Origin of the sequence: Rhodococcus tibetensis, from assembly GCF_024438035.1 — a bacterium.
In the GTDB taxonomy this organism is placed as follows: domain Bacteria; phylum Actinomycetota; class Actinomycetes; order Mycobacteriales; family Mycobacteriaceae; genus Rhodococcus_F; species Rhodococcus_F tibetensis.
Window position 1 is genome coordinate 77,289 of record NZ_JANFQF010000015.1, and the last position, 20,570, is coordinate 97,858.

Here is a 20,570-nt window from a genome sequence, read left to right on the forward strand (position 1 = left end):
CGGAGGACACCCCGTTCGGCAGGGTTGGCGTGGTAGCCGATCCGCTGGGCGCGCCCTTCCAGATCATGGGGATGCCGTCGTATCCGCTACCGGGCGGACTCCGCGTCGCGCGCGTCCCAGATGTCGAGCAACGACGTGAGAATCTCTTCGGCCATTCCCAATCCGCCGAGGTGACTCTCGCCGCGCATCGTGTGGAACTCGGCGTCCGGCAACATCGACACCATGTGCTCCCCGTGCCGGTGCGGGATGATGTGGTCGCAGTCGCCGTGCCACCAGCGGACCGGAGTCTTGACCTCGTTCACCCGGAAACCCCAGTCCCGAGCGAACAGCACGAGGTCGGCGAACGGCGCACTGAGCTGCTTACGGCCACCGTTGAGCAGGTCGTCGAGGAACATCGCCTTGAACTCCGGACGGGCCAGAAGGCGTCGGTCGCCCTCAGGTGAGAGCCGCCCGTACAAGTCGATGATCGGAGAGGCAAAGGGCCTGGCCACACGAATGACGGAACTGGCTACCAACCCGATGGGGATGCCGCCGGCTGCCAACGCCGGCGCTGCCAGCACCGCGAGGTCCATGAGCCCGCTGCGGATGGCGTCCGGACCCTTCGTCGGTGCGACTCCGCCGAGTATGCCGACTGCCACCACACGGTCTGGCATTGCGTATGCCGCGCCCAGCGTGTACGGGCCACCGCCCGACAGCCCCACAATGGCCATCTTGTCTATCCCCAGGGTGTCCGCGACAATGCCGAGGTCCTCGGCGAAGTCGAGCACGGATTCGTACCGGAAGGACGTCGACGAACCGACACCCGGCCGGTCGATGCCGATCAGCCGAAGATGGTGCTTCTCGGCGAACGCCCGGGCCTCCGTCGGAACCTGACGACGCGCGCCGGGGGTGCCGTGCAGCCAGATGACCGCCCGGCCCTGGGCCGCTCCGAACTCGGCGAAGCCGATCCGTCGTCCCTCGCGTACGGCTACGGTGCCCTCCAACTGTGGGCGTGCGATATCCACCATGCGCACAGCTTCGCACGTGACCTCGGTCACGATATCGCCCAGGTCCCGGTCATCGATGAGCGGTAGACGTGAACTGATAGGTGGCCGCGTCCACGATCTGCTCGGGGGACACGTCGATCTCACCGTTCAGCCACGCCGTGATCAGCTCCGACAGTCCGCCGACGAACAGCAGGGCGGTGACTTCGTCCTGCGGCGACGACCACGCGCGGTCACCGTAGAGTTCCTTCGATTCCTCCGCGACCATCGACGCGAACGAGCGCAGCAACTGACGCCGTCTGGTCCGCAGCGGCTCGGCACCGGCCGATTCGATGATCGACACCCTCCCCTTCCGCGGATCCCCCGTGAGGATTCCGACAAACGTCGCGATCGCCGCCCGCGCGCGCACTTCGGGATTTCCGGTGACCGTCTGCAGGGTGGCGTGCGCTGCCATCCGCACCTCTTCGGCAATCGTCTCGATCACCTGAACCAACAGGTCGTCGCGACTGCGGAAGCTTTCGTAGAAGTAACGCTCGGTGAGTTTGGCCTCGGCGCAGATCGCGGTCATGGTCGCCCTCTCACCAACCGTGCCGAAGACCTGTAATCCCGCCTCCAACAGCCGTGCACGGCGATCCGCGGCTCGCTCCTGCGAACTTCTTCCGCGGTACTGCCGCGCCGGATGAGTCATTCTTCGATGTTGACAGACCGTCCGGTGTGACGCACACTACACAAACTGACAGAGCGTCCTGTCACATCCTCGAGCGAGGAGGGCAAATGCCCAAGGTTCTTGCTGCTCCACCTCCGGAAAGCACCCTGAGCCCCATCACCGGTAACGCCGGACTCCCTATCATCGGACTGGGACTCGATTACATCCGCGACCCCATGGGACTCCTCGAAAGCCGTTGGAACCGATACGGGCCCGTGTCGTGGCTGAGCATGGCGGGCAAGCGGTGGGTCACCGTCCTGGGGCCGGACGGTTGCCAGACGGTGTTACAGAACAAGGACCGCGCGTTCGTCAACGGCGACGGCTGGAGCGTGCTCATCGGCCCGTTCTTCCGCCGCGGCCTGATGCTTCTCGACGGCGACGAACACCTCGCCCATCGCCGGATACTGCAGCAGGCATTTACCCGCCAACGGTTGTCCCGCTACACCGAGGCGCTGCACCCCGCTGTGGAGGGCACGCTGGATACTTGGCACCCCGGAGTCGGCTTCACCGCGTATCCGGCGTTGAAGGAACTGACGCTGGATCTGGCCACGAGCATCTTCATGGGCGGCGCCGAGGGGTCGTCGCACCAGGAGATGGTCGAGGTCAACAAAGCCTTCATCGATTGTGTCCAGGCCGCCACCTCCGTGGTCCGCTACCCGCTGCCGGGTACTCGGTGGAAACGTGGAATCGACGGCCGTTTACGCCTGGAGAAGTTCTTCCGCCGGTACCTGCCCGCCCGCCGCGCCGCCACGGGCGACGACTTGTTCACCACGCTGTGCCACATCGAATCCGAAGACGGACAACGGTTCAGCGACGACGACGTCATCAGCCACATGGTCTTCCTGCTGATGGCCGCGCACGACACGTCCACCATCACGCTGTCGACGATGATGCAGTATCTGGGCCAGCATCCGGAGTGGCAGGAACGGTGCCGTCGGCAGTCGGCAGCGCTCGGAACATCCACCCCGAGCTACGACCAACTCGACGAACTCACCGACCTCGACCTCGTCATGAAGGAGTGCATGCGACTCGTGCCGCCCGTCCCCGTGGTGTCCCGGCGTGCAGTCAAGGACACCGAGGTGCTCGGTCGCTATATTCCGCGCGGATCGTACGTGTCCGTGGTCGTGCACTTCACCCATCACATGGCCGAATACTGGCCCGACCCAGAGAAATTCGATCCCGAACGCTTCGCGCCCGAGCGGCGCGAAGACAAGATTCACCGATTCGCGTGGGAGCCGTTCGGCGGCGGTGTGCACAAATGCCTCGGCATGCATTTCGCCGGCGCCGAGATCAAGACGGTCATGCATCACCTCCTCCGGCGCTTCGACTGGCGCGTCGACCCGGACTACGTCGCGCCCCTGAACTACACGTCCCTCCCGTATCCCTCCGACGGGCAACCGGTCGACCTCCGTCACCGATTGTGATCACAACGTGCGCGCTCCATCCCGCATAGTGGAGCCATGACAGCAACGGCGCCGCCGCTCGACGTGTACTCGCAGCCCACACTGTCCACCCTGATGCCTTCCGTTCTGGCCTCGCTCGGGGTGGCCGGCGAAGCGAATCGCCTCGATCTGCCGGACAGTCGGCACACCGTGGTGCTGCTCCTCGACGGCTTGGGCTGGAACTCGCTGAAGCAGCACCGCGACCTTGCGCCGTTTCTGTGCGGCCTCGCCGGCCGTCCGATCCGGGCGGGATTTCCCACCACGACGGCAACCAGCATCGCGTCTCTCGGGACCGGTTTGCCGTCCGGCAGTCACGGCATCACCGGATACCAGTCATACGTTCGTGAGGTTCACGGCACGCTGAACTGGTTGTCGTGGCGGGCGGGGCGCAGAGGTGACGAACTTGCGCGGCTCGTACCCGAGGTTGCCCTGCCGACGCCCACCGTATTCGAACGCGCTGGCGCCGAGGGCGTTCGGTGCACTACCGTCCTACCCGCGAAATTCGACGGTTCCGGTCTCACCCGAGCGGTGCTGCGCGGCGGAACATTTACCGGCATACATGCGTACGGTGATCTGATCGCGCAGGTCGTCGCCGCATCCCGTGCCGCCGACCGCACACTCACCTACTGCTATCTCAGCGAAATCGACACCCTCGGGCACGTATACGGTCCGGGATCGGAGTCGTGGAAACATCAGTTGGCCATCGTCGACGGACTCGTGGCCAATCTCGCCCACGCACTCGCGACCCTGACCGGAAACCCGGCTCTCTACGTCACGGCCGATCACGGCATGGTCACCGTCGACGACGCCGACAAGCTCGACTTCGACGCCGATTCGACGCTGTCGGCCGACGTGGTGGCACTCGCCGGTGAGCCTCGGTGCCGGCACGTACATACCCGGTCCGGAGCGGCCGGCGACGTCGCAGCCCGGTGGCGGGAAGCACTCGGCCCGCGCATGTGGATCGGTACGAGGGACGAGGCGATCGCTGCCGGACTGTTCGGGCCTGCCGTTCGATCCGACATCGCCGGCCGCATCGGTGACGTCGTCGCAATCGCGCTGGACGGTGTCGCGGTGGTGCGGCGGAAGAAGGAGTCGCGGTTGTCCGCCCTTCCCGGTCAACACGGCGCACTCACCGACGACGAATTGCTGATTCCCCTGCTGCACACCACCGCTTAGTCCCGGGTCGGCCACCGGCGCTCCGAGCCACTCCTGATAGAAATAGCGAACGCTGTTGGATTCAGGAGACATTCATGCCCCGCACTGCGGTACCGAATCATCGCACCATCATCTCGACCGTCAGGAGCAGGTGGCCCTGGATCCTCGCTGCCATTGCCGTCATCGTGCTCGCCGGGATGATGGCCCCGCAGTCCGACGACACCCTCGCCGCAGGCACCAGTCCGGCCATCCTTCCGGAAGCGACTGACGCACAGCAAATACAAACGGCATTCGCGCAGCTGGCAACCCTCGACGTCAAGGGCCGGGCCCCCAAGACCGGATACGATCGGGAACTCTTCGGCAGCAGCTGGACCGACAACGTGTCCGTCGAACTGGGCCGCAACGGCTGCGACACCCGCAACGACATCCTGCGACGCGACCTCGTCGACATCACGTCGCGGGATCGCACTCGGGGCTGCGTCGTGCAGTCCGGGACGCTGCGAGACCTGTACACCGGCAATATCATTGCGTTCACCCGTGGTCCGAAGACGTCGGATGCGGTGCAAATCGATCACGTGGTCGCACTGTCCGACGCCTGGCAGAAGGGCGCTCAGCTCCTCGACGCCCAGACACGAGCCGATCTCGCGAACGACCCTCGTAACCTTCAAGCGGTAGATGGTCCCACCAACCAGCGCAAGAGCGATGCGGACGCGTCCACCTGGCTGCCGCCGCTGAAGAACTACCGCTGCACCTACGTGGCCCGCCAAGTGGAAGTGAAAGCGGCATACCGCCTCTGGGTCACCCCGGCCGAGCGCGAAGCCATGGCCGGCGTGCTCACCGAATGCGGCGCGCGGTAACTACTGCCCAGGTGGAGTGAGCCTGTTCTCGGAGCCCGTGTCGGACACCGGAGCGGTCGCACCGGATTCCCAGTCCACCGAGTTGTTCGAACCGGTGAGCTCGAGGCTGTCCATCTCCTGCGCGCGCACGAAGTTGTCGTTGCCAGTCACCGTCGTGACACCCGAGTCGTCGACCCCGATCGAGTTGCCGCTGCCGGCAACGGAGATCCGCCCGGCCTGCTTACCCAGAACGGTCACACCGTTGCCCTGCACCTCGATCGCCTCCACCGTGTCGATGGTTGCACTGTTGGTGCGCCCGGCGACGGTGAGAGTGCCGGTGCGTCCGCCGATCACGTTGGTGTCCTGGCCGCGCACCAGCACGGCGTCCGAGCTGCCGATATCGGCCGACACACCGTTGGCCTCGATCGTGACCGTGCCGCATTCGCCGTCGAGCACGATGCCGACACCGTCCCGGTTGACGATGACATCCCGGCCGGCACAGTCGCCGCCGGCGTTCAGTTCGACTGCCGGATCCGCGGACGACACCGCCGCGCGGTCCCCGGGCGACGCGTCACCACAACCGGTGAGACACCCGGCGCCGACCACCACGAGGACGGAGGCGGTCAGAACCGAACCACGGATGCCGCCGCCTTGCCGTGTGAAGTTCATCGGTCCCTGCTTTCTCGTCCCCGGCTGTGGGTGTCACGCCCGCAGAGCAAGCTAGCAGTGTCATCGCCCGAAACCTCGGAGCCACGAGTACACGAGTTCCCAGGCCCCGAGATCAGGTACGACTCAGCTCTTGGGGAGGGCCGGCATCGTCACGACCTGAGCGGCATACGACAGCCCGGCCCCGAAGGCGAGCAGCAGGGCAGTGTCACCCGGCTTCGTGTCACCCGACTGCAGCATGGCCTCCATCGCCAGCGGCACCGAGGCAGCGGACGTGTTGCCGCTCTCGGCGATATCGTCGGACACGGGAACGCTTTCCGGGAGCTTCATACTCCGAGCGATGACCTCGGTGATCCGCGAATTGGCCTGGTGCGGGACGAACGCGTCGAGGTCGTCCACCGTCATGCCGGCCTTCTCGATGGCACGCAGCGCCACCTTGCCCATTTCGAAGGCGGCCCAGCGGAACACTGCGGTTCCGGCCATCTTGATGTACGGGCGAGTTGCGCCCGGCGTCGTGATGTATTCGTACCAATCGAGGTCCTGCACGATGGCGTCGGCCTGCGCGCCGTCCGAACCCCACTCGACAGGTCCGATACCCGCGACATCACTCTTGCCGACCACGACAGCTCCGGCGCCGTCGCCGAAGATGAACCGGGTCGAGCGGTCGGTGGGGTCGGTGGTGATGCTCATCTTCTCGACACCCACCACGAGGGCATAGTCGATGGATCCGCCGCGGACCATGTCCGACGCCACCGCGAGGGCGGTGCAGAAACCGGCGCAACCACCTCCGAGGTCGAAAGCTCCCGGGCCGTTGGTGCCCAAAGCGTCGGCGACCACCGCAGCGGCGGGCGGCGTGAGCAGAAGGTACGTCGACGTGGCGACGATGACACACCCGATCTGTTCGGGAGCGATTCCGCTCGCCGCGATCGCCTCGCGGCCAGCGGCAATCGACATCGTGACGACGTTCTCGTCCTCCGCGGCGAAGCGGCGATTGCGGATGCCCGAGCGGGACTGGATCCACTCGTCGGTCGAGTCGATCAGCTCACAGATCTCGTCATTGGTGACGACCCGTTCCGGCCGGTACACGCCGAGCCCGAGAAGGGCGGACTGCCGACCTCCGGTCAGGGTGGCAATCTGCTTTCCCATCGATCGATCTCCTCATCAGGTCCCGCGTCGTTGCCGCGCGGAGTGGACTTGCTCGTTCCACACGTTACGTCGACGCCGCTTCAGCGGGTAGCACCGGTTACTGTTACTCACCGGTAACATCGCACGGCCGCCGTACGGGAGAAATGAACGCGCTACCCGAAGCGCCACTTCGGCGGAATCCGACTTGCTAGACTTCGTTCGATTTCCGGCAGTTGATCACCGGTAGGGGGAGGGTCCTACGGACCCGGGGAAAGCCGCCTGCTGCTAGAGATGGAGTGACCCTTCGTGAAGCGCACCACAGCCCTCGCCGCAGCGTCCATCGCCAGTGTGGCCGCGTCGTTGATCGCCTTCGCCGTACCGGCCGCGGCCAACCCGAACGTCGTCAACCCGATCCCAGGACTGAACGGCACCAACGGCATCCCACGCCTCACCGGGCGCACACAAGCAGTCGCACAGCAGACCGGCTTACTCAGCCCGAACCGCACCCAGGACGCCAACGTCCTCGGCACCGACCTCGGCATCATGTGGGACAACGGCCAGGGGCAGGTCCTCACAGCGTTCGGCGACTCTGCCGGGCTCGGACTGCCCAACCTGCTGTCGGGCAGCATCTGGGCGTGGCGCAGCAGCACACTGTTCCGCAGCTCCGACGGCATCCTCTCCGACGGCATGAATTTCGACAGTTCCCCGCGCGACATCTTCGGGCAGTCCAAGGAACTCGTTCCCAGTCCCAAGATCCCGTTCGTCGAGATCAGCCGCATTCCCACCGCGGGCGTCGCCGTAGGCAACACCCAGGTGATGAGCATGATGTCGGTGAAGAACTGGGGTCCCGCGGGAACGTGGGATACCAACTACTCCGGTCTCGTCTACTCCCACGACAACGGTGAGAACTGGACCGTCGCACACGAGACACAGCGTCCGAACGTCGGTGGCAACGCCAACTTCCAGATGAGCGCGTTCGTGAAGGGCGGCGGCTTCGTCTACCAATACGGAACACCGGCCGGCCGTGGCGGGCTCGTGCACGTCGCACGTGTCCCCGAAGCACAGATCATGGACCTCGGTGCCTACGAGTACTTCGACGGCGGTAAGTGGATCAAGGGAAATCCCGACGTAGCGAAGCCCATCGTCGCCGGAGGCGTCGGTGAGTTATCCGTCTCCTACAACGAATACCTCGGACAGTTCCTCATGCTGACCACCGATCACAACAACTCCGTCGTGATGCGCCGCTCCCCGTCGATCACCGGACCATGGAGCGGACCCGAGACCCTCGTCGACGCCAGGGAACTCCCCAGCGCATACGGCGCGTACATCCACCCGTGGTCTGCCGGACCCGACCTCTACTTCCTCACCACGGTGCACAGCAATTACAACGTGTTGTTGATGCGTACCACCTTGACTCCCTGAGTCGCCCGCACGGCTCGCCCGAGTCGTCCACACGCTTCCTCCATAACCCCGACGCGCACTAGCGTCGGGGCCATGGATGCATCTGCCTGGGACGAGCGTTATTCACAAAGCGAGTTCGTGTGGGGCGCGCCACCCAACGCGGTCGTGGTCGAGCAGGTCACCACACTCCCCCGCGGTCGCGCACTCGACCTGGCCTGCGGAGAGGGCCGCAACGCGCTGTGGCTCGCCACCCGCGGGTGGGAAGTGACGGGCCTCGACTACTCCGCTGTGGCGATCGACAAGGCCCGGCGAGTGGCAGCCGATGCACCCCGCTCGGTGCGCGGACGGCTCGACTACCGCGTCGCCGATGTCACCGACTCCGACTTGGGCGCCGAGTACGACCTCGCCCTCGTGATCTACCTCCATCTGCCCCGGGCGGAGCGCCGCGAGGTTGTGAACCGCGCCATATCCGCGCTGAAACCTGATGGAATCCTCATGATTCTGGGCCATGACGCGGTTAACTTGTCGCAAGGAGTGGGAGGTCCTCAGGATCCTGAAATCCTGTTTACCCCAGAGGATTTGGTGCACGAACTGAATGGGCGTCTCGACGTCGATCTCGCAGAACGGCGCTTCCGCGAGACGGCGGCCGGAACCGCGATCGACGCACTCGTCGTGGCGCACCGCCCGAGTCTTGGCAGTCGGGAAATTGGGGCGTAATATCGGCGATGTTACCGACGAGTAATAACTTGGGCGGTACTTACTGATAGACCGCACCATCTCACTGGGAGAGACAGAAGACATGGGCCATTACAAGAGCAACGTCCGCGACCTGGAGTTCAACCTCTTCGAGGTACTCGGTCTCGAGCAGCCGCTGAGCGAAGGCGTGTGGGGCGATCTCGACGCCGACACCGTCCGCAACATGCTCAGTGAAGTTGCCCGCCTCGCCGAGGGGCCGCTGGGTGAGTCCTTCGCCGACGCCGACCGCAACCCTCCGGTCTTCGATCCCGAAACCCACACCATCACGCTGCCGGAGTCCTTCAAGAAGTCCTTCCGCGCACTGTGGGACGCCGAGTGGTTCCGCATGGGCATCTCCGAGGAGATCGGTGGCGTTCCCGTCCCCCGCTCCGTTGTCTGGGCCATCGGTGAGCTGATCCTCGGCTCGCAGCCGGCCGCACACATGTACCAGGCCGGACCGGCCTTCGCGGACGTGCTGTTCCACAACGGCACCGAAGAGCAGAAGCAGTGGGCCGCCACCATCGTCGAGCGCGGCTGGGGCGCCACCATGGTCCTCACCGAGCCCGACGCCGGTTCCGACGTGGGCGCAGGCCGCACCAAGGCCATCAAGCAGGACGACGGCTCATGGCACATCGAAGGCGTCAAGCGGTTCATCACCTCCGCAGACTCCGACGACCTCTTCGAGAACATCTTCCACCTCGTTCTCGCGCGCCCCGAGGGTGCAGGACCGGGCACCAAGGGCCTGTCCCTCTTCTTCGTCCCGAAGACGCACTTCAACTTCGAGACCAACGAGTTCGGTGAGCGCAACGGCGTCTTCGTCACCAACGTCGAGCACAAGATGGGCCTGAAGGTTTCCGCCACCTGTGAGGTCACCTTCGGTGGCCACGGCGTCCCGGCCCAGGGCTGGCTCGTCGGCGAGGTCCACAACGGCATCGCGCAGATGTTCGACGTCATCGAGCACGCCCGCATGATGGTGGGTACCAAAGCTATTGCCACGTTGTCGACCGGTTACCTCAATGCCCTCGACTACGCCAAGGAACGCGTCCAGGGCGCCGACCTCACCCAGATGACTGACAAGAGCGCCCCGCGCGTCACCATCACGCATCACCCCGATGTCCGCCGCGCTCTCGCCATGCAAAAGGCGTACTCCGAGGGTCTGCGCGCCGTGTACCTCTACACCGCCGCACACCAGGACGAGGCCACCGCCAAGCTCGTCTCCGGTGCCGACAAGGACCTCGCGTTCCGCGTCAACGACCTGCTGCTGCCCATCGTCAAGGGTGTCGGCTCCGAGCGGGCGTACCAGTACCTGACCGAAAGCCTGCAGACCTTCGGTGGCTCCGGCTTCCTGCAGGACTACCCGATCGAGCAGTACATCCGCGACGCGAAGATCGACTCGCTGTACGAAGGCACCACCGCCATCCAGGCGCAGGACTTCTTCTTCCGCAAGATCGCTCGCGACCGCGGCGTGGCACTCGCCCACGTCTCCGGTGAAATCAAGAAGTTCATCGACAGCGAGGCGGGCAACGGTCGCCTCAAGGCGGAGCGTGCCCTGCTCGCCACCGCCCTCGAGGACGTCCAGACCATGGCCGCCACCCTCACCGGCTACCTGATGGGTGCCCAGGAGCAGCCGTCCGAGCTGTACAAGGTCGGACTCGGCTCCGTGCGCTTCCTCCTCGCCGTCGGTGACCTGATGATCGGCTGGCAGCTGCTGCGTCACTCGGAGATCGCGATCAAGGCGCTCGACGAAGGTGCGTCCGACAAGGACAAGGCGTTCTACGAGGGCAAGGTCGCCATCGCGTCCTTCTTCGCCAAGAACGTCCTCCCTGAACTGACCGCCACCCGCGGCATCATCGCCAACATCGACAACGACATCATGGAGCTCGACGAAGCCGCATTCTGATCGGCTTCACACGGCCCGGTGGCCGGGGTACCTCCCCGTCCGCCGGGCTTTTTCGTGTCCCGACCACGTAGACTCCGACACTCTTTCTGCGTCGACGCACCCCTTTTCGGTCCCCACAGGCAGTGCGCGGGCCGAGAAAGAGTGCGGGAGTTGTCCACAAGCGTCGGTCCATCCACAGCCGGGTCCTTCGGACCGGATTCTTCAGGCGGCTCCGGCGAGAATCGTTCCCATGGAACATGACCCGGGGGCGATGCTGCGACGCCAGGAGGCGTTGGACCGCGGCTACAGCGACGACGAGATCCGACGCCTGTACACACGCGGCGAGTGGCAGCGCATCAGGCGCGGCGCATATCTCTCCGCGTCGATGTACTCGGCGCTCGGCGAGGAGGAACGCCATCGCTTCCTCATCGACTCGACAGTTCACGCCGTGTCGGACGACGCAGTGCTCAGTCACCAATCCGCGGCCGTCGTGTACGGGCTGCCGTTGTGGAAGACGCCCCTCGACCGCGTGCACGTCACCAGAAACCGACGCGGAGGTGGCCGGATCAAGCGGCGGACCACGGTGCACTGCGCGCCCATCGGAGAGCACGTGGCAGTGGTGGACGGGCATTCGCTGACTCTCCCCGCGCGGACCGTGATCGACCTCGCGAGAACTCTGCCGTTCGAGCAGGCCGTCGTGGTGGGTGACGCGGCCGTCCGGAGGTTCGGCATCAGCCGAGAGGACCTGGACGCCGAACTCGCCCGCGGTGCGCGTCGTCACGGCGTCGATGCGGCGCGGAGGGTCGTCCGGTTCCTGAGCGGGCACAGCGAAAGCGTCGGTGAATCTCGAAGCCGGGTCATGTTGTCGAGTGCCGGGCTGCCCGGCCTGTCCCAGAAAGGCGAGGTGTTCGAACCCGGCGGGCGCCGAATCGGACGCGTCGACTTCCACTTCGACGGCATCGTGCTCGGGGAGTTCGACGGACGCGTCAAGTACGGACGGCTGCTGAGACCCGGGCAATCCCCCGGCGACGCTGTCTTCGCCGAGAAGCAACGCGAGGACGCGCTGCGCGACCTCGGATTCCAGGTGGTGCGATGGACCTGGGACGACCTCGGGTCACCGGGGCTGGTGGCGGAGCGTGTCCGTCGCGCGGTCGCGCGTGCCGGATCGCCACGAGGCTGGGTGACGCAGGCGCCGCTCCCGTCCGCCCAGCGGCTTACGGTGCGGTCACTGTAGTCGCACCCTTTCTCGGTTCGCGCTGTGCTTTTCGAGCTCGAGAAGCGGTGCGCGAACCGAGAAGTAGTGCGGCTACTCGCCGTCGTTCGGGTCGGGCTCAGGGGCCGAAGACGGCGCGGGTGTGGACGGCGTGGTGGGGGTGCGCTCGTCGGGCTTGGGGGCGGCGGCGGGCGATTCACACTTCACAATCGGCACGGGGTCGTAGCGCACGGTCCGGGTGTTGCGGGAGATCTCCTGACCGGTGGCACGGTCGGTGATCACGCGGGTGTCGCTGGCGGTGAAGCCCGGCGCACCGCTCGACGGAATGCAGTGGTCCCCGGCGGGCAAGGTCATCGTGTCGGGATTCGTCGGTCTGGTGCGCGTGCCGGTGATGGAGTCGACGTCGACGGTCTTGGTTCCCCAGAACCTGATGGTCAGTTCGGAACTGCCGCCGATCGCCTGGATCATCACCCCGGTCTTCGCGGTGTTGCGGAACTGGAGATCGATGGCACCTTCGAAGACGGTGGCCTCCCGCGCCTCCGGGTAGCGCGAAATGTAGTAGGAGTGCTCGGTGTGCGCCACGTCCTCCATGCCGGCGAAGTAGGCCGCGTTGTACAGCGTCGTCGCCACCTGACTGACACCGCCGCCGACGGCCGTGTCAGGACGACCGTTGTTGATGATCCCCGACTCCACGTAACCCTGAGCGGATCCACGCGGACCGGTGTGTCCGTTAAGGGAGAACGTGTCGCCGGGCTTGATCAGCGCACCGTTGATCTCGCTGGCCGCCAGCCTGATGTTGGTACCCGAAGCCGCGGAGAAGCCGCCGGTGGTGAATTCGCTGATCACCTCATTGATGCCGAGAGCTTGCGCCGCCTCGGTCGTCAGGGCCGGCGGAACCGGGCCGTACACGGCAGGGGTGGTGTGCGAACCGGGAGTTGCCAGGAGCTGGGGCAGCATCTCCAACGTCTTGGGCCACTGCACCAGATCACCGGTGACCGCGGGAACGATCCGGGGCGATCCCCCGTCGAGCGTGATCGTAGCGTCCTTGGGCGCGATCTCGGTCGAGACCAGCTGCGGCGCGAGAATGCCGACGGCGGCCTCGACGTTGTACTCGGGCGTCAACCCACCGTTCCCGTCCGGGCGGAACCCGAGCACCGCCCCGATCTGATCCCGGGGAAGGATCGCGACCTTGCCGTCACGACCCGGGACGACCAGGTCAGCGGAGGCGGCCGGGATCGCGACCTCGCCGAGCGCCCTCTGGACGCCCTCTTTGGTCACGGTCACCGGAACTGCGTCGACGGGCAACTCCACCGGGCCGCCGAACGCCCAGTTCTCGACGAATGCCGCCTCGGCACCCTCACCGTTCACGTTCTGCCCTGCGGACGGGTCCACCGGGACGGGTGTGGGACCCTCGAACACCACGGTCCCCTCGCGGGACGCTCGGTCGGTACGCGACCGCAGGTTGTCGACAGCAGCCGCCAATGCGGCTTCGTCCCGTGTCGTCACGACACCGATCTCGTCGGTGGTGAAGAACGACGCCAGTCGGGTGAACGGATTGAGTGGTTGCGCATCGGCCCGGTCGAGCGTGGCCTGCCAGTCGACATCGAGTCCGGCGTCGGAAGGCACGAGTTCGGCGAACACGTCCCCGGCCTGCACCGACACCGGCTGATGTATGCGCGGCCCGACCTGCGCTTGCAGGGTCGCCTCGGCATCGGCGCGGGACGAACCACCCACATCGACACCGGCGACCGTCACGCCGCGCGGGAGTTTCCCGGAGGACATCGCGAGGTCAGCGACGTACGCGATGCCGATGATCGCGAGGACACCGCCGATCACCGCGGCGATCTTCACCCAGCGGGCACCCTTAGGACCACCCGTGTCGACGGCGGGAACCGCAGCGGCGGGGGGTTGGTCAGCCCCGGTCGGATCGACACCCGCCGGGGGCGTCGCTTGCGGAGCGTCCGGCATCGGCGCAGGTGCGTGAGTGAGGACCGTCGGTTCGTCGGCGGGAGGAACTACTGAGTAAGCGTGCGTCGGCCCGCTCTCAGCGTCCGGTGCGACTACCGGGATCACCTGCGTCTCGTCCTCGTTGGGCGCAGGTTCCACCCGCAGCGGTTCTTCGGGGCGCTGTCCCAGGTCACCGAGGTTCAGTCGAGTAGTCGGCGCATCGTCGTCAGCGATTCCCTGCGTCGGCTCAGACTCGAGCGATACGGGATTTTCGGGATCGGGCGTCGACCGTTGGGGTGGTGCGCTCCCTGCGTCGCGGTCTTCGTCGCTCACCGTGGCCCTCTCACCGAGTATCTTCGTTGCCGGCCTCAGCTTGCCGTCGGCGCTCGGTGCATTTCAAGCGGTGTCCGATTTCAGCGATCTCCGGTCCGGACCCCCCACGACAGACTACCGGCCGCCGAAAATGCAGGAACCCCGTGCTGCTGCCAGGTCGGGGGTCAGGCAGCAACACGGGGCTGATTGGAGTATCGCCAGCTAATCTCCAGCGTTACACCTGCGGAGGAATACTTCGGGGATCCGACCACCCCTCGTTGCCGAATCACCTTTTCGGGCGAACGCGAACTGGCCTTTCCGGTATGACAGCTACCGGAAAGGCCAGCTGAATCACGCCTCTATGATTGCCGTCACACCCTGGCCACCGGCCGCGCAGATCGAGATCAATCCGCGCGCGGAACCATTGGTTCCCGCCTTTTCGCGAAGCATCTTCGCCAGCGAAGCCACGATGCGGCCGCCCGTCGCCGCGAACGGGTGACCGGCCGCCAGCGACGACCCGTTGACGTTCAGCTTGCTGCGGTCGATCGAGCCGAGGGCGCCGTCGAGCCCCAGACGCTCCTTGCAGTACTCGTCCGACTCGAACGCCTGGAGCGTCGCGAGAACGACGGACGCGAAAGCCTCGTGGATCTCGTAGTAGTCGAAGTCCTGCAAGGTGAGGCCGTTGCGTGCCAGCAACCTCGGGATGGCGTAGGTGGGGGCCATGAGCAAGCCGTCCTTGCCGTGGATGTAGTCGACGGCCGCGGTCTCGGAATCGACGAGGTGGGCGAGCACGGGCAGCTTGCGCTCGGCCGCCCACTCCTCGCTCGACAGTAGGACCGCGGACGCACCGTCGGTGAGCGGCGTGGAGTTACCAGCGGTCATCGTCGCGTCACCCGCCTTCACCCCGAAGACCGGCTTCAGCGTCGACAACTTCTCGACAGTGGACCCGGGACGCAGGTTGTCGTCACGGGTGAGGCCAAGGAACGGTGTCACCAGATCATCGAAGAATCCGCGGTCGTAGGCTGCGGCCATGTTCTTGTGACTGGCAGCGGCCAGTTCGTCCTGATCCTCGCGCCGGACGCCGAACTCCTTGGCGGTGATCGCCGCATGGTCGCCCATGGACAGGCCCGTGCGGGGCTCGCCGTTGCGAGGAATCTCGATACCCAGCATCGAGGGCCGCACGTTGGCGAGCAGCTTGATGCGGTCACCGGTGCTCTTCGCCCGGTTCAGCGACAGCAGGAATTCGCGAAGTTCGTCATTGACGCCGATCGGGGCGTCGGACGTGGTGTCGACACCGCCACCGATACCGGCGTCGATGCGGCCCGCCGCAATCGCGTCACCGACGGCGACGATCGACTGGAGACCGGTACCGCACGCCTGCTGCAGGTCGAATGCGGGCGTGTACGGGCTGAGCGCGCTACCGAGCACACACTCGCGCATCAAGTTGAAGTCGCGGCTGTGTTTGAGGACAGCTCCGCCCGCAACGAGTCCGAGCTTCTCGCCCTGCAAGTTGAACCGACTCACCAGGCCGTCGAGGGTCGCGGTGAACATGTCCTGGTTGGAGGCCTGTGCGTACGCCTTGTCCGAGCGTGCGAAGGGGATGCGATTTCCGCCGACGATGGCGACGGGACGCTGCTGCTTTCCGCCTGGCTTCGGCGTCGCGTCGGAGTTCGAATTGGTGCGAGCTTTGCTGGTCACTGACGTCTCCAAGGATCTGGTGCGATTACCTGTTGGCTACTATTCTTACTCAGGAGTAAGTTACTTGTCGACACCGCACTTCTTTCGGTGCTCGGTGACTGACCGCCAAAACGACGAGAAGAAGGTAGGACCGTGGCAGCCAGCAAGGGAGCTCCCGACATCTATTCCCAGTTTCTCTCCTCCGCACCAGGGGCGTTCATCGCCGCGAAAGCAGGCCTGCCCCGGCCCGAGAACCTGCGGCGTTACAAGCACGGCGAACCGCCGCTCGCCGGCCCGGTCCTGATCGGGGGCAAGGGCCGTCTCGTCGAGCCGCTGCGCGCACTGCTCTCCGACTACCCGGCCGCCTCGGCGAGTGACGACACCTTCGGCGCCCTCGTGTTCGACGCCACCGGCATCGGCCAGGTCACCGAACTCGAGCAGCTTTTCGAGTTCTTTCAGCCGGTCATCCGCAACCTCGCGCCGTCCGCTCGTGTCGTCGTTCTCGGAACCACCCCGGAAGAGACCACCGGCGTCGACGAGCACGTTGCCCAGCGCGCCCTCGAGGGCTTCACCCGCAGCATCGGCAAAGAGGTGAGGAGAGGCGCGACAGCCCAACTGGTCTACGTCTCCCCGAAGGCGTCCCCCGGACTGTCCGGCCTCGAGTCGACGCTCCGCTTCCTGCTGTCCGCCAAGTCCGCGTTCGTCAGCGGGCAGGTCATCCGCGTCGGCGCCGAAGATTCGACCGCACCCGCCGACTGGGACAAGCCGCTCGAGGGCAAGGTCGCCATCGTCACCGGTGCGGCGCGTGGCATCGGTGCCACCATCGCCGAGGTCCTCTCCCGCGACGGTGCGCACGTCATCTGCGCCGACATCCCGGCTGCCGGTGACGCGCTCTCCGAGACGGCCAACAAGGTCGGTGGCACGTCGCTCGCACTTGATGTTTCAGCCCCCGACGCGGCCGACAAGCTGGCCGAGCACGTCCTCGAACGCCACGGCGGCGCAGACATCATCGTCCACAACGCCGGAATCACCCGCGACAAGACGCTCGCCAACATGGACGAGGGCCGGTGGAACATGGTGATGGGTGTCAACCTGATCGCCCCGCAGAAGATCACCGAGGCGTTGGTCGCCAAAGGCGCGCTGAAGGAAGGCGGCCGGGTGGTCGACGTCTCCTCCATCGCCGGTATCGCCGGTAACCGCGGCCAGACCAACTACGGCACCTCCAAAGCGGGAGTTATCGGACTCGTCCAAGCCTCGGCGCCCGTCCTGGCGGAGAAGAACATCACCATCAACGCCGTCGCACCGGGTTTCATCGAGACAGCGATGACCGCCGCCATCCCCTTCGCCACCCGCGAGGCCGGACGACGCATGAGTTCGCTGTTGCAGGGCGGTCAGACCGTCGACGTCGCCGAGACGGTGGCCTATTTCGCGAACCCCGCGTCCAACGCCGTGACCGGACAGGTCGTCCGCGTCTGCGGCCAGAGCTTGCTGGGGGCCTGATGGCGGGCAAATTCGTCGAACTCACCGGCATGCCGGGCACTCTCGACATCTACGCCCGCGCCGTACGCAGCGCGCTCCCGGTCATCGGGGCCGGCGGCGACAGCGCCCCGGACACGACCTTCTCGCTCAGCGGCGTGCAGGTGGACCCGGACAACCTCGCGGCATACGACAGGGCCACCGGGCTGCGTTTCGGCGACACCTTGCCGTTGACCTACCCATTCACGCTGGTGTTCCCGATCGTGATGAAGCTGATGGTCTCCGACGGATTCCCGTTCCCCGCCATCGGTTCGGTGCACGCCGAGAACGTCATCGAGCAGTTCCGTCCCATCTCGGTGAGCGAGCCGCTCGATGTGTCGGTGCACGCCGAGAATCTTCGTGAGCATCGCAAGGGTCTCCTGATCGACGTGATCAGCGAGATCCGGGTGGGACGCGAACTGGTGTGGCGGCAGACGTCCAGCTTCCTGCGTCAGCAGAAGACGTCGCTGTCCGGCAAACCGGGTCCGGAACCGAAACCGGACGAGGTGCCGCCGCCTCCGCTGCGCACGCTGCGGGTCGACCAGAAGACGATCAGCAAGTACGCCGCGGTGTCGGGCGATCGCAACCCGATACACGTGTCGACGTTGGGCGCCAAAGCCTTCGGCTTCCCGAAGACCATCGCGCACGGCATGTGGAGTGCTGCCGCCGTGCTCGGCTCCGTGGAGGGCCGGATCCCCGAAGCCGTCACGTACAGCGTGCGCTTCGGCAAACCGATCCTGCTGCCGGCCACACTGAACGTCTACGCCGACCACACCGGTGAGGGCTGGGACGTGTCGCTCAAGCACCCGAAGAAGGGGTACCCGCACCTCACGGCGACGCTGCGCTGACGGGCACTACCGCTGACCGGTACGAACGGGACGTCGGTTCGATCTGATCGAACCGACGTCCCGTTCGTTCAGTCCGACTTCTTCTTGCCGGCGAGACCCCGCCACGCCAGCGACTCCAGCAGGTCGGCCGCCGCCTGCACCTCGATCTCGCCGCCGGCCACCCGGTCGGCGACCGCCTCACCGGCACCGACCAGGGCGATGGCGATCAGTTCGAAGTCCTGGCCCGGATCAGGGTCCTTGGTACTGGACTCCAGCAGGTGCGCGGTCAGTTCGATCAACCGGTCACGGCTCGACTGCACCGATCCCATGAACGCTTGCTGGCCCATCGCCTGCCGGTACAGCACCATCCACGACTTGCGGTGCGCTCCGACGAAGCCGAGAAAGCCCTCGAGGGCGCAGCGCAGTTGCTCACGGGGGCTCAGTCCCGGATCTGCCGCCGGCGCGAGCGCCTCGACGAAACGCACGCCCTCACGCTGGATGCATGCGGCGAACAACTCGTCTTTGGAGCCGTAGTACAGGTAGAGCATCGGCTTGGAGATTTCGGCTTTGCCCGCGATCGCGTCCATCGACGTCTCGTGAAAGCCTCTGTCGGAGAAGACGTCGACGGCCGCATCCAGCATCTGCTGCTCGCGCACTGCGCGCGGCAATCGCTTGGTGCCGCCGGCCATCCGTCCTCCAATAATCGTCGAACCCGCTATCTTACTCTACGGTAAGAAAGGGGGTCCCACCTGGCGAACGAACTTCTACGCAGCCACGAGTTCAGGGGAAACTGTACGGGCCCCTCAGCCGAAGCACTACGGGAGGGTCGGTTTAGATCGACAGGTCCAGCCGACCGGAAGTCGAGCGATGCCGCTTGGGCACCAAGCTAACAGGGCAGGGCGCCCTTCGCGCGCGCCACGGTCAGCACCGCGTCGTCGATCCGTTGCTGCGGCAACTTCCCTGATGCGACAACGCTTTCGAGGTGGTCGAGCACTCGCGGGACGTCGTCGGTGGTGAGCCAGAGGGCGATGTCGACACCCGACGCCAATGCGGTCTCGACTGCCTCGGTGATGTCGTAGCGGTCGGTGATCGCCTGCATTCCGCTGAGGTCGTCGGTGAAGATCGGCCCCGCGAAGGGAGGGGCGCCGTATCCGGTTCCGCCGCGCAGCAGGGCCACCGCGTCGGGACTGATACTGGCCGGAATGCCGGGCGCGGTCAGTCCCGGCACCTCGAGGTGGCCCAGCATGACACCGACGCCGGTCGGAACGAGGTCGCGGTACGGAACCAAATCGCTGGTCTGCAACTGCTCGAGCGGTGGAGTGGTGACTGCCCCGGTGTGCGAATCGCCCGACGCCGATCCGTGACCCGGGAAGTGCTTGATCACCGGTAGAACTCCGGCGTCGCGCATGCCGCGGGCGTACGCGTCGGCGTAGCGGGTGACGACCGCCGGATCGTCGGAAAAGGAGCGGTCACCGATCACGCTGTCGTCGGGCTGAGAGCTCACATCGACGTCGGGGGCGAAGTTGACGGTCACTCCGAGATCCTTCAGCCCGCGCCCCCGCTCGAGAGCCATCTGGTAGGTCTGTTCCTCGGTCATGGTGGCTGCAGTCTGCCGAGCGGACGGGTCCGGCCCGAGCAGGTCTTCGACGCGCGACACGCGGCCGCCCTCCTCGTCGATGGTCACCATCAGTGGCAGCGCCGACGCCGACGCCACCTGCGGAACCTCCCGGCCCGCGAGCATGGCCTCGTCGGTCCAGCTGCCGATGAAGATGCCGCCCACCTGCTCGTTTCGTACCACCTGAGCGGCGTCGGCGGTCCCCGTCACGCCGACGTTCAACAGCTGGGCGAGCTTGCGCCGCAACGGCAAAGACTGCAGGAAGTTCGTTTCGCACGACGCCGGCGCGGCAGCGGGCACGTCGGTGTGCGAGGCCGGTTCAGCCGCAGTCGGGGAGGGGGTCGTCGAGGACGATGCCGCCGAGGAGGACGGCGCGGCCGTGTCGCCGCCCGAAGAGCACCCGGCCACGAGGCCGGTACAGGCAGCGAGCGCGAGGGCATACTTGATCCGCATGTCCTCGACGGTAGCCCAGTGGCCCGATTACTTGTCCCGGCCGCTCCGAATACCCTGCCACGGTCGGCACTCTTGGTAATCTG

At 66.0% G+C, this 20,570-nt stretch carries 17 protein-coding genes; 9 read left to right on the forward strand and 8 right to left on the reverse strand.

The features are described 5' to 3' along the window. Nucleotides 1-86 precede the first annotated feature (86 nt). Both NOF53_RS18260 and NOF53_RS18265 read right to left on the reverse strand, forming a co-directional pair. Nucleotides 87-1,007, reverse strand: coding sequence for an alpha/beta fold hydrolase (locus tag NOF53_RS18260; protein ID WP_255971263.1), 921 nt, complete (start codon nt 1,005-1,007; stop codon nt 87-89). 49 nt (nt 1,008-1,056) lie between these two features. Next, nucleotides 1,057-1,671, reverse strand: a complete 615-nt coding sequence (locus tag NOF53_RS18265) for a TetR/AcrR family transcriptional regulator (protein ID WP_255971265.1) — start codon at nt 1,669-1,671, stop codon at nt 1,057-1,059. 86 nt (nt 1,672-1,757) lie between these two features. Between NOF53_RS18265 and NOF53_RS18270 the strand changes: the two genes are divergently transcribed. The 3 genes from NOF53_RS18270 to NOF53_RS18280 all read left to right on the forward strand — a co-directional run bounded on the left by NOF53_RS18270 (nt 1,758) and on the right by NOF53_RS18280 (nt 5,143). Then, a complete protein-coding gene (locus tag NOF53_RS18270) occupies nt 1,758-3,113 on the forward strand; it encodes a cytochrome P450 (RefSeq protein ID WP_255971267.1) in 1,356 nt (451 codons plus the stop codon). Between the two features lie 36 nt (nt 3,114-3,149). Continuing rightward, a complete protein-coding gene (locus NOF53_RS18275; protein WP_255971269.1) occupies nt 3,150-4,307 on the forward strand; it encodes an alkaline phosphatase family protein in 1,158 nt (385 codons plus the stop codon). Between the two features lie 74 nt (nt 4,308-4,381). After that, nucleotides 4,382-5,143: an HNH endonuclease family protein gene (locus NOF53_RS18280; RefSeq protein ID WP_308213839.1), complete on the forward strand. Its 762-nt coding sequence runs from the start codon at nt 4,382-4,384 to the stop codon at nt 5,141-5,143. Here NOF53_RS18280 and NOF53_RS18285 read toward each other — a convergent pair whose 3' ends face one another. After that, nucleotides 5,144-5,791 carry a DUF3060 domain-containing protein gene (locus NOF53_RS18285; RefSeq protein WP_255971271.1) on the reverse strand — a complete coding sequence of 216 codons (648 nt, stop codon included), beginning with the start codon at nt 5,789-5,791 and terminating at the stop codon, nt 5,144-5,146. A gap of 123 nt (nt 5,792-5,914) precedes the next feature. After that, on the reverse strand, nt 5,915-6,934 hold the full coding sequence (locus NOF53_RS18290; protein ID WP_255971273.1) for a beta-ketoacyl-ACP synthase III: 1,020 nt from the start codon (nt 6,932-6,934) through the stop codon (nt 5,915-5,917). A gap of 285 nt (nt 6,935-7,219) precedes the next feature. Between NOF53_RS18290 and NOF53_RS18295 the strand changes: the two genes are divergently transcribed. The 4 genes from NOF53_RS18295 (at nt 7,220) to NOF53_RS18310 (ending at nt 12,162) form a co-directional block, all read left to right on the forward strand. Continuing rightward, entirely contained in the window at nt 7,220-8,335 is a 1,116-nt protein-coding gene (locus tag NOF53_RS18295; protein WP_255971275.1) for a glycoside hydrolase family 183 protein, read from the forward strand. Between the two features lie 72 nt (nt 8,336-8,407). Beyond that, the gene (locus NOF53_RS18300) at nt 8,408-9,031 is read left to right on the forward strand and encodes a class I SAM-dependent methyltransferase (protein WP_255971277.1); all 624 of its coding nucleotides are present in this window, start codon (nt 8,408-8,410) and stop codon (nt 9,029-9,031) included. An 82-nt stretch (nt 9,032-9,113) separates the two neighbouring features. Beyond that, nucleotides 9,114-10,949 carry an acyl-CoA dehydrogenase gene (locus NOF53_RS18305; RefSeq protein WP_255971279.1) on the forward strand — a complete coding sequence of 612 codons (1,836 nt, stop codon included), beginning with the start codon at nt 9,114-9,116 and terminating at the stop codon, nt 10,947-10,949. Between the two features lie 229 nt (nt 10,950-11,178). Beyond that, nucleotides 11,179-12,162 (forward strand): type IV toxin-antitoxin system AbiEi family antitoxin domain-containing protein, encoded by a 984-nt coding sequence (locus NOF53_RS18310; protein WP_255971281.1) that lies wholly within the window; start codon nt 11,179-11,181, stop codon nt 12,160-12,162. A gap of 72 nt (nt 12,163-12,234) precedes the next feature. Here the strand turns inward: NOF53_RS18310 and NOF53_RS18315 are convergent, their stop codons facing one another. Continuing rightward, complete coding sequence (locus NOF53_RS18315; protein WP_255971283.1) at nt 12,235-14,421, reverse strand: VanW family protein; 2,187 nt, start codon at nt 14,419-14,421, stop codon at nt 12,235-12,237. 330 nt (nt 14,422-14,751) lie between these two features. Continuing rightward, nucleotides 14,752-16,098: an acetyl-CoA C-acetyltransferase gene (locus NOF53_RS18320; RefSeq protein WP_255971285.1), complete on the reverse strand. Its 1,347-nt coding sequence runs from the start codon at nt 16,096-16,098 to the stop codon at nt 14,752-14,754. Nucleotides 16,099-16,230: 132 nt separating this feature from the next. On the opposite strand from NOF53_RS18320, the gene NOF53_RS18325 reads away from it, so the two are divergent. Both NOF53_RS18325 and NOF53_RS18330 read left to right on the forward strand, forming a co-directional pair. Beyond that, nucleotides 16,231-17,577, forward strand: coding sequence for a 3-oxoacyl-ACP reductase (locus tag NOF53_RS18325; protein ID WP_255971287.1), 1,347 nt, complete (start codon nt 16,231-16,233; stop codon nt 17,575-17,577). After that, nucleotides 17,577-18,440 carry a MaoC/PaaZ C-terminal domain-containing protein gene (locus NOF53_RS18330; protein ID WP_255971289.1) on the forward strand — a complete coding sequence of 288 codons (864 nt, stop codon included), beginning with the start codon at nt 17,577-17,579 and terminating at the stop codon, nt 18,438-18,440. Before NOF53_RS18325 ends, NOF53_RS18330 begins: the two co-directional genes overlap by 1 nt. A gap of 68 nt (nt 18,441-18,508) precedes the next feature. On the opposite strand, the gene NOF53_RS18335 is transcribed toward NOF53_RS18330, so the two are convergent. Together NOF53_RS18335 and NOF53_RS18340 are read right to left on the reverse strand one after the other, a co-directional pair. After that, on the reverse strand, nt 18,509-19,108 hold the full coding sequence (locus NOF53_RS18335) for a TetR/AcrR family transcriptional regulator (protein ID WP_255971291.1): 600 nt from the start codon (nt 19,106-19,108) through the stop codon (nt 18,509-18,511). A 197-nt stretch (nt 19,109-19,305) separates the two neighbouring features. Next, nucleotides 19,306-20,487: a glycoside hydrolase family 3 N-terminal domain-containing protein gene (locus NOF53_RS18340; protein ID WP_255971293.1), complete on the reverse strand. Its 1,182-nt coding sequence runs from the start codon at nt 20,485-20,487 to the stop codon at nt 19,306-19,308. Nucleotides 20,488-20,570 lie beyond the last annotated feature (83 nt).

What these genes read in the sequence shown, in the direction of transcription:
- NOF53_RS18265 (WP_255971265.1), bottom strand. Translation starts at nt 1,671, where the DNA reads ATGACTCATCCGGCGCGGCAGTACCGCGGAAGAAGTTCGCAGGAGCGA.
- NOF53_RS18300 (WP_255971277.1), top strand. Translation starts at nt 8,408, where the DNA reads ATGGATGCATCTGCCTGGGACGAGCGTTATTCACAAAGCGAGTTCGTG.
- NOF53_RS18305 (WP_255971279.1), top strand. Translation starts at nt 9,114, where the DNA reads ATGGGCCATTACAAGAGCAACGTCCGCGACCTGGAGTTCAACCTCTTC.
- NOF53_RS18275 (WP_255971269.1), top strand. Translation starts at nt 3,150, where the DNA reads ATGACAGCAACGGCGCCGCCGCTCGACGTGTACTCGCAGCCCACACTG.
- NOF53_RS18260 (WP_255971263.1), bottom strand. Translation starts at nt 1,007, where the DNA reads ATGGTGGATATCGCACGCCCACAGTTGGAGGGCACCGTAGCCGTACGC.
- NOF53_RS18290 (WP_255971273.1), bottom strand. Translation starts at nt 6,934, where the DNA reads ATGGGAAAGCAGATTGCCACCCTGACCGGAGGTCGGCAGTCCGCCCTT.
- NOF53_RS18280 (WP_308213839.1), top strand. Translation starts at nt 4,382, where the DNA reads ATGCCCCGCACTGCGGTACCGAATCATCGCACCATCATCTCGACCGTC.
- NOF53_RS18270 (WP_255971267.1), top strand. Translation starts at nt 1,758, where the DNA reads ATGCCCAAGGTTCTTGCTGCTCCACCTCCGGAAAGCACCCTGAGCCCC.
- NOF53_RS18330 (WP_255971289.1), top strand. Translation starts at nt 17,577, where the DNA reads ATGGCGGGCAAATTCGTCGAACTCACCGGCATGCCGGGCACTCTCGAC.
- NOF53_RS18340 (WP_255971293.1), bottom strand. Translation starts at nt 20,487, where the DNA reads ATGCGGATCAAGTATGCCCTCGCGCTCGCTGCCTGTACCGGCCTCGTG.
- NOF53_RS18310 (WP_255971281.1), top strand. Translation starts at nt 11,179, where the DNA reads ATGGAACATGACCCGGGGGCGATGCTGCGACGCCAGGAGGCGTTGGAC.
- NOF53_RS18335 (WP_255971291.1), bottom strand. Translation starts at nt 19,108, where the DNA reads ATGGCCGGCGGCACCAAGCGATTGCCGCGCGCAGTGCGCGAGCAGCAG.
- NOF53_RS18285 (WP_255971271.1), bottom strand. Translation starts at nt 5,791, where the DNA reads ATGAACTTCACACGGCAAGGCGGCGGCATCCGTGGTTCGGTTCTGACC.